Source organism: Mesoflavibacter zeaxanthinifaciens subsp. sabulilitoris, assembly GCF_014191595.1.
Taxonomy (GTDB): Bacteria; Bacteroidota; Bacteroidia; order Flavobacteriales; family Flavobacteriaceae; genus Mesoflavibacter; species Mesoflavibacter zeaxanthinifaciens.
In genome coordinates this window covers 24529-37839 of sequence record NZ_JACHWV010000008.1, presented here as the reverse complement: position 1 = coordinate 37839, position 13311 = coordinate 24529, and the positions used below count along the sequence as shown (strand labels likewise).

The 13311-nt window shown below is 30.7% G+C and carries 13 protein-coding genes; 11 read left to right on the top strand and 2 right to left on the bottom strand.

The window, feature by feature from the left end:
• The first annotated feature begins 2 nt into the window (after positions 1–2).
• Positions 3–710: a hypothetical protein gene (locus FHS04_RS12540; RefSeq protein ID WP_106678956.1), complete on the top strand. Its 708-nt coding sequence runs from the start codon at positions 3–5 to the stop codon at positions 708–710.
• On the opposite strand, the gene FHS04_RS12535 is transcribed toward FHS04_RS12540, so the two are convergent.
• Positions 703–1401, bottom strand: coding sequence for a class I SAM-dependent methyltransferase (locus tag FHS04_RS12535; RefSeq protein ID WP_106678958.1), 699 nt, complete (start codon positions 1399–1401; stop codon positions 703–705). The genes FHS04_RS12540 and FHS04_RS12535 overlap by 8 nt on opposite strands.
• Before the next feature lie 62 nt (positions 1402–1463).
• Between FHS04_RS12535 and FHS04_RS12530 the strand changes: the two genes are divergently transcribed.
• From FHS04_RS12530 to FHS04_RS12515, 4 genes are all read left to right on the top strand, one after another.
• Positions 1464–1958 carry a YkgJ family cysteine cluster protein gene (locus FHS04_RS12530; protein WP_027880434.1) on the top strand — a complete coding sequence of 165 codons (495 nt, stop codon included), beginning with the start codon at positions 1464–1466 and terminating at the stop codon, positions 1956–1958.
• A gap of 44 nt (positions 1959–2002) precedes the next feature.
• The gene (locus FHS04_RS12525) at positions 2003–2893 is read left to right on the top strand and encodes a hypothetical protein (RefSeq protein ID WP_106678960.1); all 891 of its coding nucleotides are present in this window, start codon (positions 2003–2005) and stop codon (positions 2891–2893) included.
• A 27-nt stretch (positions 2894–2920) separates the two neighbouring features.
• The gene (locus tag FHS04_RS12520; RefSeq protein WP_106678962.1) at positions 2921–3748 is read left to right on the top strand and encodes a sterol desaturase family protein; all 828 of its coding nucleotides are present in this window, start codon (positions 2921–2923) and stop codon (positions 3746–3748) included.
• A gap of 263 nt (positions 3749–4011) precedes the next feature.
• Entirely contained in the window at positions 4012–5037 is a 1026-nt protein-coding gene (locus FHS04_RS12515; protein WP_106678964.1) for a hypothetical protein, read from the top strand.
• On the opposite strand, the gene FHS04_RS12510 is transcribed toward FHS04_RS12515, so the two are convergent.
• Positions 5034–6326, bottom strand: coding sequence for an exo-beta-N-acetylmuramidase NamZ family protein (locus FHS04_RS12510; RefSeq protein WP_244906286.1), 1293 nt, complete (start codon positions 6324–6326; stop codon positions 5034–5036). The two genes, FHS04_RS12515 and FHS04_RS12510, sit on opposite strands and share 4 nt — an antisense overlap.
• A gap of 1 nt (position 6327) precedes the next feature.
• On the opposite strand from FHS04_RS12510, the gene FHS04_RS12505 reads away from it, so the two are divergent.
• From FHS04_RS12505 to FHS04_RS12480, 6 genes are all read left to right on the top strand, one after another.
• Positions 6328–7566, top strand: a complete 1239-nt coding sequence (locus FHS04_RS12505) for an ABC transporter permease (protein ID WP_106678968.1) — start codon at positions 6328–6330, stop codon at positions 7564–7566.
• Between the two features lie 199 nt (positions 7567–7765).
• Positions 7766–8746 (top strand): PLP-dependent cysteine synthase family protein, encoded by a 981-nt coding sequence (locus FHS04_RS12500; protein WP_027880440.1) that lies wholly within the window; start codon positions 7766–7768, stop codon positions 8744–8746.
• 219 nt (positions 8747–8965) lie between these two features.
• Complete coding sequence (locus FHS04_RS12495) at positions 8966–10237, top strand: DUF2851 family protein (protein ID WP_106678970.1); 1272 nt, start codon at positions 8966–8968, stop codon at positions 10235–10237.
• 72 nt (positions 10238–10309) lie between these two features.
• Positions 10310–10537 carry a PspC domain-containing protein gene (locus tag FHS04_RS12490; RefSeq protein ID WP_027880442.1) on the top strand — a complete coding sequence of 76 codons (228 nt, stop codon included), beginning with the start codon at positions 10310–10312 and terminating at the stop codon, positions 10535–10537.
• A gap of 6 nt (positions 10538–10543) precedes the next feature.
• On the top strand, positions 10544–11569 hold the full coding sequence (locus tag FHS04_RS12485) for a potassium channel family protein (RefSeq protein ID WP_027880443.1): 1026 nt from the start codon (positions 10544–10546) through the stop codon (positions 11567–11569).
• Positions 11570–11662: 93 nt separating this feature from the next.
• Positions 11663–13300 (top strand): alanine/glycine:cation symporter family protein, encoded by a 1638-nt coding sequence (locus FHS04_RS12480; RefSeq protein WP_106678972.1) that lies wholly within the window; start codon positions 11663–11665, stop codon positions 13298–13300.
• Positions 13301–13311: the final 11 nt, after the last annotated feature.

The window sequence follows — 13311 nt, the reverse complement described above, 5'->3', positions numbered from 1 at the left end:
TTATGAAAGTTAATACTTTAACAATAGGGCTATTACTTTTTTCAGTGGTTAGCTATGCTTGTAGTTGTAGTTACGGAACATTAAGTACTAAACTTAATAGTTTTGATAATATTTTTACAGCTAAAGTAGTTAAGGTGTTAGAGTATCATAGTAATTCTAAACAAGCAAAAAAGATAGAGGTTGAATTTTTAGAAAAAATAAATTTTAAGTACAATTCAAATATAATTTATTTCTCAGAACCAAGTGGGATTTGTCCAATACCAAACCCAAAAAAAGATTCAGAATGGCTTTTTTATATTAATATATCTGAAGAAAATAAATTAATTATCAGTGAATGTAATCCTTCAGTTAATTTAAAAAACAAGCGAGCTAAAGATGATTTAAGTAAATTAAAAATCTTAAACAATCTACGAAAGGAAAATTTAGAGTCTTTAAGTTTTTATGAAAGTAATCTATCTTTTTTTCAGTCAGATTTTAGTCGATCAAAATATTATGAGTTTGATAATGATTATGGTCTATATGAAGTTGTTTTTGACAATAATCTTTCAAGTGTAAACAAGATAACAGTAAAAAAAGGACTAGGCGATAAATTTGATGAAAAAATAATGAGTTATTTTAAAAATAGGTTTAATTTAAAATTAAGAAGTAATGTGAAGTCTTTAGTTGATGATAATTTTAAATTAAGAGTTTTAGTATGGAAGACTAAATAAAAATTTTAGCCAAATAATCATAATGCTCGCCTTCAGCGAGCATTTCGCATTTTAAACCAACAGCTTTGCATGCGGTATCTAATAAATTAAAGTCTAGGTAAAGCCACTTCATTGGTGTTTCTTTTTCACCTTTATAAGAAATGTAATAATCTAATTCGCCATAATAATTAGCATTCATATCGTGCCAAAATCCGCCATCTTCATCTAAGTACATATATTTTATATCACTAGAATCAATTAAAATTTGTCCGTTTTTATTTAAAATAGATTTTAAGTGTAATAGGTATCTTGACACTTGATTTAAGGTTTGAAAAATACCAGTGCCATTCATAAGTAAAAGAATAGTATCAAAAGTTTCGGTTTCATCTAAAATAGATTTGTGTTCAATATTTAAAACGCCTCTTTGTTTTGCGACTTTTACAGCGCCTTCAGAGATATCTATTGCTTTAACTTCAATATCTTTTTGTTGTAAATACAAACTATGGCTACCTGCGCCACAACCAACATCAAGTGTTTTACCTTTTGCTAATTTTAGTGCTTTTTGCTCTAGTTTAGGCATGTCTTTAAAACCTCTGAATAAATAAGGAAGTGGTAACTCGTCCTCATCAGAAATGTTTGTTGAGGTTATAATGTCTTCGGTGTAGTTACCGTTATAATAATCTAATAAAGCTTTTCCAAAAAGGTCTTTCATTTAGTTTTAATTTTCATTTCCGCGAAAGCGAAAACATAGTGGTAAAATAGTATTTTTGTAGCATGCAAGAGTTTATAAATAACCTTCCAAAGCTTGCCAAAGATAAGCATAAGGAAAACAAAACCTTTTTTACAAAGCTAAAAAAGAAACCACCAAAACAATTAGATTATATCATGCAAGAGCTGCATGAAGAAGAATTTGAACGTACAGATTGTTTAGAATGTGCTAATTGTTGTAAAACAACAGGTCCATTATTTACCAATAAGGATGTAGAGCGTATTGCTAAGTATTTTAAAATGAAACCACAACAATTTATCGACACGTATTTGCGTATTGATGAAGATAATGATTATGTATTGCAAAGCGTACCATGTACATTTTTAGGTGCCGATAATTATTGTTCTATTTATGATGTTAGACCCAAAGCTTGTGCCGAGTTTCCGCATACGGATAGAAAAAAGTTTCAGCAAATATCAAATTTAACAATGAAAAATGTAGCCATTTGTCCTGCAGCTTATAATATAGTTGAAGCTATGAAAAAACGTATTAATCTATAACGTTTGGTTTGGTTTTTGTGCATTAATGGTCTAAATTTAATTCTATGAAAAAAAGTGTATTTGCTTTATTATTATGTGTTTTTGTAACTAGTTTTTCTTGGTCGCAAGAATGGTTAACCTCTTTTAAATTTGCTAAAAGATTGGCTTTAATGGAAGATAAGATGATTTTGGCAGTTTGGGAAAACTCTGCAAGTTATGCTTATCCTGTTTTGATAGAAGACAATAAAGGTGTTAAGTACGAGGTCAAGCTATTTGAAGATGAAAACGCAAACAAATTAGTTTGGGAATATTTTGTGCCTGTTATAATTAGTGAGAGTAATTATGATGATCTTGCAGCAGAATATTTAACCGATAAAAACTACAAGTATAAAGACCGTTTTAATGATGACTTTTTAAAAGTCATGGATCCAAATGGAAATATAATTAACACAGGTTTTCAAGATGAATACGGTATTTTAAACCTTACTAGACTGATTAGAAGCTATGCATTAAACTTATCATTTTTAAAATCTGAAATGACAGGTTATTTTGAAAACAAGTCATTTTCGTCTGCATTTAGACTTGCAGTTAAATATTTAGATTTTGCAACTTATGCTAAAGAAGACGTTAAAAAAGAGATTGTTAATTTATCTGATATTTATATGAATGAAGCTAAGACATTGTTAGAAAAAAGTAATTTTGATAATAAATCTGCTTTAACTCAAAAAATAGAATTATTAGATTTAAATAAAGATTTAATCTTAGGTAGAGATCGTAAAGTTTACCGTGCTTTAAAAAAGACAAATGAGACTAGTATAGATAAAATTAATAAATCACTATATGCCTTTTTACAATATGCTTCATTAAAAGGTATAGGTAAAATAGAAGAATCCTTAAAATGGCAAGATCAAGTTTCTCAAAATGATTTGAACAAAATAAAGTTTCTCGTTAAATAAACTTTATTTCATATCTTGTAGTTGGTTATGGAAACACTTTTAAACTACTTTGAAGCTATACCGTCAACACACAGAAGTGCGTTGTTAATTGGAGGTATTACGCTATTTTGGATATTAGAAGGTATGTTGCCACTTTTTAATTTTAAATACAAAAAATGGAGGCATGCATTGCCTAACCTATTCTTTACACTTACAACGGTTATTATCAATTTTGCATTAGCAGGATTATTAATTTTTACTTCCTTTTGGGTGAAAGAAAATAACTTTGGGATCATCAATTGGTTACCAGAAATGCCTTTATGGTTATATGCGCTATTAGGAGTTTTACTTTTAGACTTTTTTGGAGCTTACTTAGCACATTATGTAGAGCATAAAGTAAAACCACTTTGGATGGTACACCTTGTACATCATTCTGATCATAATGTAGATACAACCACAGCAAATAGACATCATCCAATAGAAAGTATTATAAGATTTGCATTTACACTTGCAGGTGTATTTATAGTTGGTGCGCCAATAGCAATTGTGTTTTTGTATCAGTCAATGTCACTTGTTGCTACGCAGTTTACACATGCTAATATCAAAATGTCTAAGCGTGTAGATAAATTAATTAGTTACGTGTTTATTTCACCAGATATGCACAAAATTCATCATCATTATAAATTACCATATACAGATTCTAACTACGGTAATATTTTTTCTATTTGGGATAGACTTTTTGGTACTTATATGTACATGAACCGAGAAAATATTGTTTATGGTGTAGATACCTTTCCTAATGAAAAAGAAAATGGTAGTCTAATTCATCTTTTAAAACAACCTTTTCATAAATATAGAAAGCCTACAATAGATTAGTTTTGTATAAATTTCAATCATTTTATTGTTTTGTTGATTTTATCCTAATAAATTAAATAAAACATTATATTTTTATATGTTTTGTATTGAGTTTAATGCATAAATTATTGATTATCAGTTAAATTGGTTATTGGTCGAGTATTTTATGCTTTTTGGCTAATTTCTTATAAATTTAATATTGATACCAACTTAGTAAGTTTTTTTCGATATACATTTGACTTCCCTTAGCAATTGATTTTTAGCATTACGTTAAAAATATAAAGATGAAATACCTACAAAAAACATTACTATTCGCAGCTTTATTTGTGCTAACTTTTTCTGTAACTGCTCAAGAAAAATTTACGCTTATTCATAAAAATAAAAATAGCTCTGCTTTAGGTTTAAAACATGATTTAAATAAAGTAGGAGATACTATTTTGATGACAAGTGATAAATCGATTCTAAGAGTAAGCTTTTTAAGTCATGCTCAAAAAGAGACCGTTATGGTAGATTTAGATAATAAAAGCGCTAAAATACCACTGCACCACTTAGCAAAAGGAAGGTATACTATTGCTGTTTATAGAGAAGACATGATTATTGCTTTTGATATTGTAAGGCAAAAAGAAATTTTAGCTGTAGACAATTCTGTTACAGATTTAGAAGAAAGTATCTTGCGATCTAGCTTATCTCAAGAAGAACAAGAAAAAAGATTCATAAAGCCTTTATCAAAAAGCACTAATAAAGATACGCGTTTAGCAAGTAGTAATAATATAAATACTAAAAATCAGCTATCAGATAAAGAAATTTCTGAACGTGATAGAATAAAAAAAGAGAGAGAAGCGCTTTTAAAAAAAGAAAGAGCAATAGCTAAAGCAAATCTTATTAAATTACAAGAAGAAAGAGCTGCAAAACAAAAGAAAGAAGAAGTAGCAATAGCAGAAGCTAAAAAAGAAGAGGAATTAGCAAAGCAAATATCTTTAAAACATCAAGAAGAATTAAAGCTAGCTGAAGAGAACCGAAAAAAGCTAAAAGAAGAAGCTGAAAAGAAAAGAATTGCAGAAGCAAGACAAAAAGAAGAAGAAGCAAAAAGAACAGAAATAGAAGCGTCTAAAAGAGTAATGTTAGCTCAGTTAGAAAAAAATAAAAAAGATAAAGCTAATTCTGAAAAAGAATTAGCTAGCAATACAGTAAAATCAAAAAAGGTAAAATATAATTTGACTCTTGTTAATGATAAATCTGTAGATGTTCAGACAAGAGAAGAGTATCGTAGGGAAAACTTAAGGCCAAACGGTAAACCTTATAACGATTAATTATAAATTAAATAGGGTTTTCTTTTAATCAAATAATCTTCTAAGCCACTTTGCCAAGTGGCTTTTATTTTGTCTTCAGTCCAACCTGCTTTAATTTGTTTCTGTAATTTGTTGGTTCCAGCTAACTTGGCTATAAAATTATTTTTTAAGAAAAAGCTTTCTTTGTTTTTAGTTGCATTGTAAGCGTTTATGATAAAGCTTAAATCTATTTTGTCAAGTCTTTTGAGGTCTCTTAAATCGTATCCGTTACAAACCTTGTTTTCATGCTTTGGGTATTTTGCGCCATCATTAGATTTTGGTGTAAAAGTAAAGTCTGTTTTAGGTAAATCTGGTGATCCATAAATTTGAAACTGCATATCTGTACCACGACCAGCGCTTACATTAGTGCCTTCAAAAAAACACAAGCTAGGATAAAGATTAATTGCTTTTGCATTTGGTAGGTTTGGAGATGGTTTAACAGGTAAATCATACTCTAAATCACGAGCGTAATTATCCATAGGTATAACTGTTAAGTCACATGTAATGTTGTTCTTTAACCAACCTTCTCCGTTTACCATTTTAGCATATTCGCCAATAGTTAATCCGTGTACAATTGCTACAGGATGCATACCAACAAAACTTTTATATTCTGGATCTAAAATAGGACCATCAACATAATGCCCATTTGGGTTTGGTCGATCTAAAACAATCACTTTGATGTTGTTTTCAGCGCAAGCCTCCATAACATAGTGTAATGTAGAAATATAAGTGTAAAAACGAGCGCCAACATCTTGTATGTCAAAAACAATAACATCAATGTCTTTTAATTGATTGGCGGTTGGCTTTTTGTTATTACCGTATAAAGAAATAATAGGTAAACCAGTTTTGGTATCAATACCGTCCTTAACAACTTCACCAGCATCTGCTTGACCTCTAAAACCATGTTCTGGCGCAAAAACAGTTGTCACATTTACGCTCATATAATCTTTTAGGTAATCGACTAAATGTTGTGTTACTTTTTTGCTTCCCATTGTACTTTCATCTACAACTGCGCGTTGTAAAAAAGTTATTTCAGAAGTTTGATTAGCAACAATTCCAACACGTTTCCCTTTTAATAACGGTAAATATAATTTAGTTCTATTAACACCAAGTACTAAGGGTTTTGATGTCTCAGTTGTAGTGTCAGCTTCAGTTTTAATAACTGTTTTTTCTGTGTGAGTTAAACTTTTTTTTGTTTGATTACCACAAGCAAATAGTGTTAAAACAAATAATAAAACTGTATTTTTACACCAATTAAAAGAAAATATCATATTGAATCTCGAGTTTTTTATAGCTAAACGCATTATTGATAGTAAGGCGTATAAAAGTAGTATTTCGGCGCCAATTATAAAAATAGGAATTTTAGCCATAATCCTAGGTATGATTGTAATGTTAATTGCTATTGCTACTGGTATTGGCTTACAAAAAAAGATTAGAGAAAAAGTAGTTGCTTTTGAAGGTCATGCAGTTATAGAAAGATATGATAACAATAACTCTCAAGAAAGTCAGAATCCAATAACGACAGAGCAAGATTTTTATCCAAAATTTTCAGCAGTTCCAGAAGTAACACATATACAAGCAACAGCAACAAAATCTGGTATAATTAGGTTGGAAGACGATTTTGAGTATGTTGTTTTAAAAGGAGTTGGTAAAGATTACGACTGGCAATATTTTGAAGAGTTTTTAGTAGAAGGAAAGCTACCAGATTTTCCTAAAGAAAAATGGAATGACCAAATTCTAATTTCAGAATATTTAGCCAATAGATTACAGTTTAAAGTAGGTGATAAATTCAATACCTATTTCTTAAAAGAAGATACTTCAAGACCACCAAATATTGTAACTTTTGAAATTGTTGGTATATACAATTCAGGATTAAAAGAATTTGATCAATTATATGTTGTTGGCGATATTACACATATACAAAGATTAAATAAATGGGACAATAATCAAGTAGGACGTTTTGAGGTGTTTGTCAAAGATTTTGACCAATTAGAAACTACCGGAAACGCAATAAGAGAAGAAGTACCAACCTTACTCAATGCAGTAACCGTAGACCAAATGCATCCTGTAATTTTCGAGTGGATTTCCATTTTTGATAAAAACACATACGCCATTATAGGTATTATGATTTTAGTAGCAGGAATAAATATGATTACAGCTTTGCTAGTACTAATTTTAGAACGCACACAAATGATAGGCATTTTAAAAGCATTAGGAAGTAGTAACTTAAGCATCCGAAAAATATTTTTATACAACGCAACCTATTTAATTATAAAAGGATTATTTTGGGGGAATTTAATAGGTATTAGCCTATTATTAATTCAAAAGTATTTTGGTTTATTTCCTTTAGATCCAAAAACATATTACGTTTCTACAGTTCCAATTTATTTCAATATCGGGTACATTATCGCACTTAACATCGGTACGTTTGTATTATGCTTACTCATGTTAATTATCCCATCGGTAATAGTGTCAAAAATTTCACCGGTAAAAGCCATTCGTTTCGAGTAAATTTCAAACTTTTTTGGGCGTTACCACAAGGGTCGCGCTATCCGTTACTAGTTTTGGCTCGATGCGCGCCTCGCCAAAAGCTAACCACTACTATCGCTAACGCGGGTTAACACTATTGGTTGTTTTTTAAAATCAACATAAAGACTATTCGTTTAATTCTAAAACAATTCCGTACTTTTGCAACCGCAAAAAATATCAAATGAACTACGCAAACAACATATTAGAAACTATCGGTAACACACCGTTAGTAAAAATAAATAAGCTAACCGAAGCGTTACCATGTTTAGTCCTTTCAAAATACGAAACCTTTAATCCAGGTAACTCTGTAAAAGATCGTATGGCACTTAAAATGATAGAAGATGCAGAAGCAGACGGACGCTTAAAACCAGGCGGAACAATTATAGAAGGTACTTCTGGTAACACAGGTATGGGATTAGCATTAGCTGCGATTGTAAAAGGTTACAAATGTATTTTTGTAATGGCAGATAAGCAAAGTAAAGAAAAGGTAGATATCTTAAAAGCTGTAGGTGCAGAAGTTGTAGTTTGTCCAACTGCGGTAGAACCAGATGATCCACGATCTTACTATTCAGTATCTAAACGATTAAGTACCGAGATTGAAAACAGTTGGTACGTTAACCAATACGATAATCCAAGTAATGCAAAAGCGCATTACGAAAGTACAGGTCCAGAAATCTGGCAACAAACCGAAGGTAAAGTAACACACTTTGTTGTTGGTGTTGGTACAGGCGGAACCATTTCTGGAGTAGGAAAATATTTAAAAGAACAAAATCCAAACGTTAAAGTTTGGGGCGTAGACACTTATGGAAGTGTGTTTAAAAAATACCACGAAACAGGAATCTTTGATGAAAACGAAATCTACCCTTACGTAACCGAAGGTATTGGGGAAGATATTTTACCAGAAAATGTAGATTTTAGTATTATCGATGGATTTACAAAAGTAACCGATAAAGATGCAGCAGTTTATACACAAAGACTAGCCAAAGAAGAAGGTATGTTTTTAGGTAATAGTGCAGGAGCTGCAATAAAAGGTGTGTTACAATTAAAAGAACATTTTAAACCAGAAGATGTAGTTGTAGTTTTATTTCATGATCACGGAAGTAGATACGTTGGTAAAATGTTTAATGACGATTGGATGCGCGAAAAAGGTTATATTGAATAGTACCATTCCTGCGAAAGCAGAAATCTCTTAAAATAAAAATTATCCTAGGTCATTTAGACTAGAAGGAGAAATTACAATAACATAGTTGCGAATTAGATAACTCTCTTTCGTTCGATTTGACAAAAAAACTCACAGTGGTTAGCTGTGAGTTTTTTTATGAAAATATTTAAAGGATTGAGAATTAATTCAATACTTAAAATAAATTTGTATTTTCAAAGCATGCAAGAAGACTTTTTACACTACCTCTGGAAATACAAAAAGTTTGAATCAACTAATCTTCAAACTACTAATGGTGAAGCATTATCTATCAAAAGTTTAGGGACGCATAACCATAATGCTGGACCAGATTTTTTTAATGCACAAATAACAATAGGTGATCAACTTTGGGCAGGAAATGTAGAAATCCATATAAAATCTAGCGACTGGTTTGTACATAACCATGAGGTAGATTTAAACTATGATAATGTTATTTTACATGTAGTTTGGCAACACGATACAGATGTTTTTAGAAAAGATAATACAGTCATACCTACTTTAGAGCTTAAAAAGTACGTGCATTTATCGGCATTAAATAATTATCAAAAATTATTTAATAGTAAATCTACTTGGATTAATTGTGAAAATGAAATAAATCAAATATCAGATTTTATATTTAACAACTGGTTAGAACGGTTATTTTTTGAACGTTTAGAACAAAAAGCAAAGGTTATAAATGTTGTTTTAGAACAATCTAAAAATAATTGGGAAGCAGTATTATTTAAACTTTTAGCTAAAAATTTTGGTCTAAAAATTAACGGAGAAGCCTTTTTAAGTGTAGCTAATAGTTTTGATTTTTCGGTAGTGATGAAGCAGCAAAACAGTTTTCAAAACTTAGAAGCTTTATTTTTTGGACAAGCAGGTTTGTTAGAAAAAGATGTACAAGACGCTTACTTTTTAAAGTTGAAGAAAGATTATGTGTTTTTATCTCAAAAGTTTGGGTTAAAAAATAGTAATGTGCTACCAATGCAGTTTTTTAGGTTGCGTCCACCTAATTTTCCGACAATTCGTTGGTCGCAATTAGCTAATTTGTATGCACAGCACAAAAATCTATTTTCAAAAATTATAGACTGTAAAACTAAAGAAGATATTTATGATATTTTTAAAGTAAGCACTTCAGAGTATTGGGACACGCATTATACGTTTGGAAAAGTTTCAAAAAAAGTCAGCAAAAAAATCAGTACTTCATTTATAGATTTACTTATCATAAATACGATTGTTCCGCTTAAATTTTGCTACGCGAAACAACAAGGAAAAGATATAGATGAAAAGTTGACACAATTATTATCTCAAGTTTCAGCAGAAAAAAATAGTATTATCGATAAATTTGATTCGTTAAATGTAAAAGCAACTTCAGCATTACATAGTCAAGCATTACTTCAGCTTAAAAATGAATATTGTAATAAAAATAAATGTTTACAATGCGCAGTGGGTAATACTTTATTAACCAACTAACTTATATTACGATCATAAGTAATTGTTTAAAATAAATATAGAAACAAAGCTTAAAATTAATTAACTTGCGGTATGCAAATATCTTACAAGCCATTATTATATTTTCAAAAAAGAGGTTATCATGTTTGTCAACGTATCGCAGACCGATTAGGTATTCGAGCTAAGGTAGTACGAACTAGTTTTATGTACTTAGCTTTTGTAACTCTAGGTTTTGGGTTTGCATTGTATTTATTCTTAGCGTTTTGGATGCGCGTAAAAGATCTTATTTATACCAAAAGGACTTCTGTCTTTGACCTATAAAAAATTATGACTAACCCAATTATTCAGCTTTTTAGATCAAAAGTTTATACAGCAGTTTTACTATTAGTAATATTATTAATAGTCGGTGTTTTAGGGTTTAAATTCATGTCAGATTATAGTTGGGTAGATGCAATGTACATGACGGTAATTACTATTACCACGGTAGGTTTTGGAGAAGTACAACCTTTAGATGATGTATCAAAAATATTCACAATGTTTTTAATTTTAACAAGTGTGATTATTGTTGGGTATGCTATTACTGTTATTACCGAATATATTTTAAGCCGAAATAATATTGAAGAATTAAAACAAAAGAAAATGCAGAAAAAAATTGATGCACTGTCTAATCATATTATTATTTGTGGTTATGGACGAAACGGAAAACAAGCTGCAACTAAATTGCTAGCTTACAATAAGCCTTTTGTTATTATAGAAAAAGATAAAGACATAATAGACAAATTTCAAGATGAAAATATGTCATTTATTTTAGGTAATGCTAATGAAGATGAGGTTTTGCATCAAGCAGGGATAGACCGTGCTAGTACGTTAATATCAGCACTGCCAAACGATGCCGATAATTTATTTGTTGTACTTTCAGCAAGACAAATAAAAAAAGACTTACATATAATTAGTCGTGCATCTCAAGAGACATCTTATGAAAAATTAAAATTAGCAGGAGCTAACAATGTAATCTTACCAGATAGAATAGGAGGAGATCATATGGCGTCTTTAGTTGTAGTTCCAGATTTAATAGAGTTTATAGATAATCTTGCTATTGTTGGAGAAACAAACATAAATATAGAAGAAATTAAAGCAGAAAAGCTTTATGATGTATCAAAACAAGCAAGAACAATAAAAGATTTAGACCTGCGTCACAAAACAGGTTGTACAGTAATAGGTTACAAAGGTGAGCATGGAGAGTATATTGTTAACCCAGAAGCAGACCAAAAGTTAATGCCAAACTCAAAAATAATAGTACTAGGAAGACCAGAACAAATCAATAAATTAAACACACTATACAAGTTAGACTAACTACTGATTTAACAGCATATGTTTTAAAAATTCATCATTTTTTTGCATCTTGCTAACTTTAACTAAACTTATAACTAACAATTTAAAATAATTATGAAGAAATATCTTCTTTCAATTTTTACTTTGATTATACCAATAATCACATTTGCACAAGATAGTACTGCAGAAAAATTTGACGCTGTATTTAAAGAATATACAGGCTGGTTTGTAGAAGGCATATTTGCAGAAATACCTTTTACAGATGATATTCAAATTCCGTGGGTTTTATTTGTGCTAGTTGGAGGAGCATTATTCTTTACTATATATTTCAAATTTATCAATATTACTGGGTTTAAAACAGCAGTAAAAGTTGTTCAAGGTAAATACGAAGACATCGAAAAACATGGAGTTGATAAACTTTACGGAGATCAAACACCAGGAGGAAATGTTTTTGAAACAATAAAAGATGATGGGGCAGATGGAGAAGTATCTCACTTCCAAGCATTAACAGCAGCATTGTCTGCTACAGTAGGATTAGGTAATATTGCAGGTGTAGCAGTAGCTTTATCTATAGGTGGACCAGGAGCAACGTTTTGGATGATTGTGGCAGGTCTTTTAGGGATGGCTTCAAAATTTGCAGAATGTACATTAGGTGTAAAGTATAGAGACGTAGGAGAAGACGGAACTGTTTACGGTGGACCAATGTATTATTTATCTAAAGGTTTAAAAGAAAAAGGAGCTGGAGGAGTTGGTAAAGTATTAGCAGCTATTTTTGCAATTTTTGTTATCGGTGGATCTTTTGGAGGCGGTAATATGTTTCAGGCTAACCAAGCAGCAGCACAGTTTACAAAATTATTTGGTTTAACTGGTGATAATGCAGGTATGTACTTTGGTATAGTAATGGCTGCATTAGTGGCAGTTGTTATTATTGGAGGAATTAAACGTATTGCCTCTGTTACAGAAAAAGTTGTACCATTTATGGCTGGTATTTATGTGTTAGCAGCATTAATAATTTTATTTGCCAACTTCACTTTAATAGATGATGCTTTTGCTTTAATCTTTGAAGGTGCATTTTCTGGATTAGGAATAGCAGGTGGTTTAATTGGTGTTATGATACAAGGTGTACGTCGTGGTGCATTTTCTAATGAAGCTGGAGTTGGTTCTGCAGCAATTGCACACTCGGCTGTACGTACAAAATATCCTGCAAGTGAAGGTATCGTTGCATTATTAGAACCTTTTGTGGATACAGTAGTAATTTGTACAATGACAGCTTTAGTAATTATCATTACAAACTTTGGAGGCGATTCTTCTGCTATTAGTGGTACATTTATGCAATATGGTGTAGAGGTAAAAGAAGGTGTAGAGATTACAGCAACAGCATTTGATACGGTAATTCCTCACTTCTCGATTGTACTTACAATTGCGGTAATTTTATTTGCCTTTAGTACGATGATTTCTTGGTCTTATTATGGTATGCAAGGTTGGGCTTATCTTTTTGGAAAAGGAAAAATAACAGATTTAATCTATAAAATCTTATTTTTATTCTTTGTAGTTGTAGGTGCATCTATAAGTTTAGGAGCAGTAATAGACTTTTCTGATGCAATGATTTTTGCAATGGTAGTACCAAATATTATTGGTGTAGTTATGCTGTCACCATTAATTAGAAAAGAACTTAAAAAATACATGAATGCTATTAATAAAAAGGAAGACGCTTTAGAAGATGGAGCAACAGACTTGGTAGACGAAATGTAAAAAAATATATT

Excerpts from the sequence above, each read along its gene's own strand:
- FHS04_RS12520 (WP_106678962.1), top strand. The coding sequence starts at position 2,921 with ATGGAAACACTTTTAAACTACTTTGAAGCTATACCGTCAACACACAGA.
- FHS04_RS12535 (WP_106678958.1), bottom strand. The coding sequence starts at position 1,401 with ATGAAAGACCTTTTTGGAAAAGCTTTATTAGATTATTATAACGGTAAC.
- FHS04_RS12480 (WP_106678972.1), top strand. The coding sequence starts at position 11,663 with ATGAAGAAATATCTTCTTTCAATTTTTACTTTGATTATACCAATAATC.
- FHS04_RS12530 (WP_027880434.1), top strand. The coding sequence starts at position 1,464 with ATGCAAGAGTTTATAAATAACCTTCCAAAGCTTGCCAAAGATAAGCAT.
- FHS04_RS12540 (WP_106678956.1), top strand. The coding sequence starts at position 3 with ATGAAAGTTAATACTTTAACAATAGGGCTATTACTTTTTTCAGTGGTT.
- FHS04_RS12515 (WP_106678964.1), top strand. The coding sequence starts at position 4,012 with ATGAAATACCTACAAAAAACATTACTATTCGCAGCTTTATTTGTGCTA.
- FHS04_RS12495 (WP_106678970.1), top strand. The coding sequence starts at position 8,966 with ATGCAAGAAGACTTTTTACACTACCTCTGGAAATACAAAAAGTTTGAA.
- FHS04_RS12500 (WP_027880440.1), top strand. The coding sequence starts at position 7,766 with ATGAACTACGCAAACAACATATTAGAAACTATCGGTAACACACCGTTA.
- FHS04_RS12510 (WP_244906286.1), bottom strand. The coding sequence starts at position 6,326 with ATGATATTTTCTTTTAATTGGTGTAAAAATACAGTTTTATTATTTGTT.
- FHS04_RS12490 (WP_027880442.1), top strand. The coding sequence starts at position 10,310 with ATGCAAATATCTTACAAGCCATTATTATATTTTCAAAAAAGAGGTTAT.
- FHS04_RS12525 (WP_106678960.1), top strand. The coding sequence starts at position 2,003 with ATGAAAAAAAGTGTATTTGCTTTATTATTATGTGTTTTTGTAACTAGT.
- FHS04_RS12485 (WP_027880443.1), top strand. The coding sequence starts at position 10,544 with ATGACTAACCCAATTATTCAGCTTTTTAGATCAAAAGTTTATACAGCA.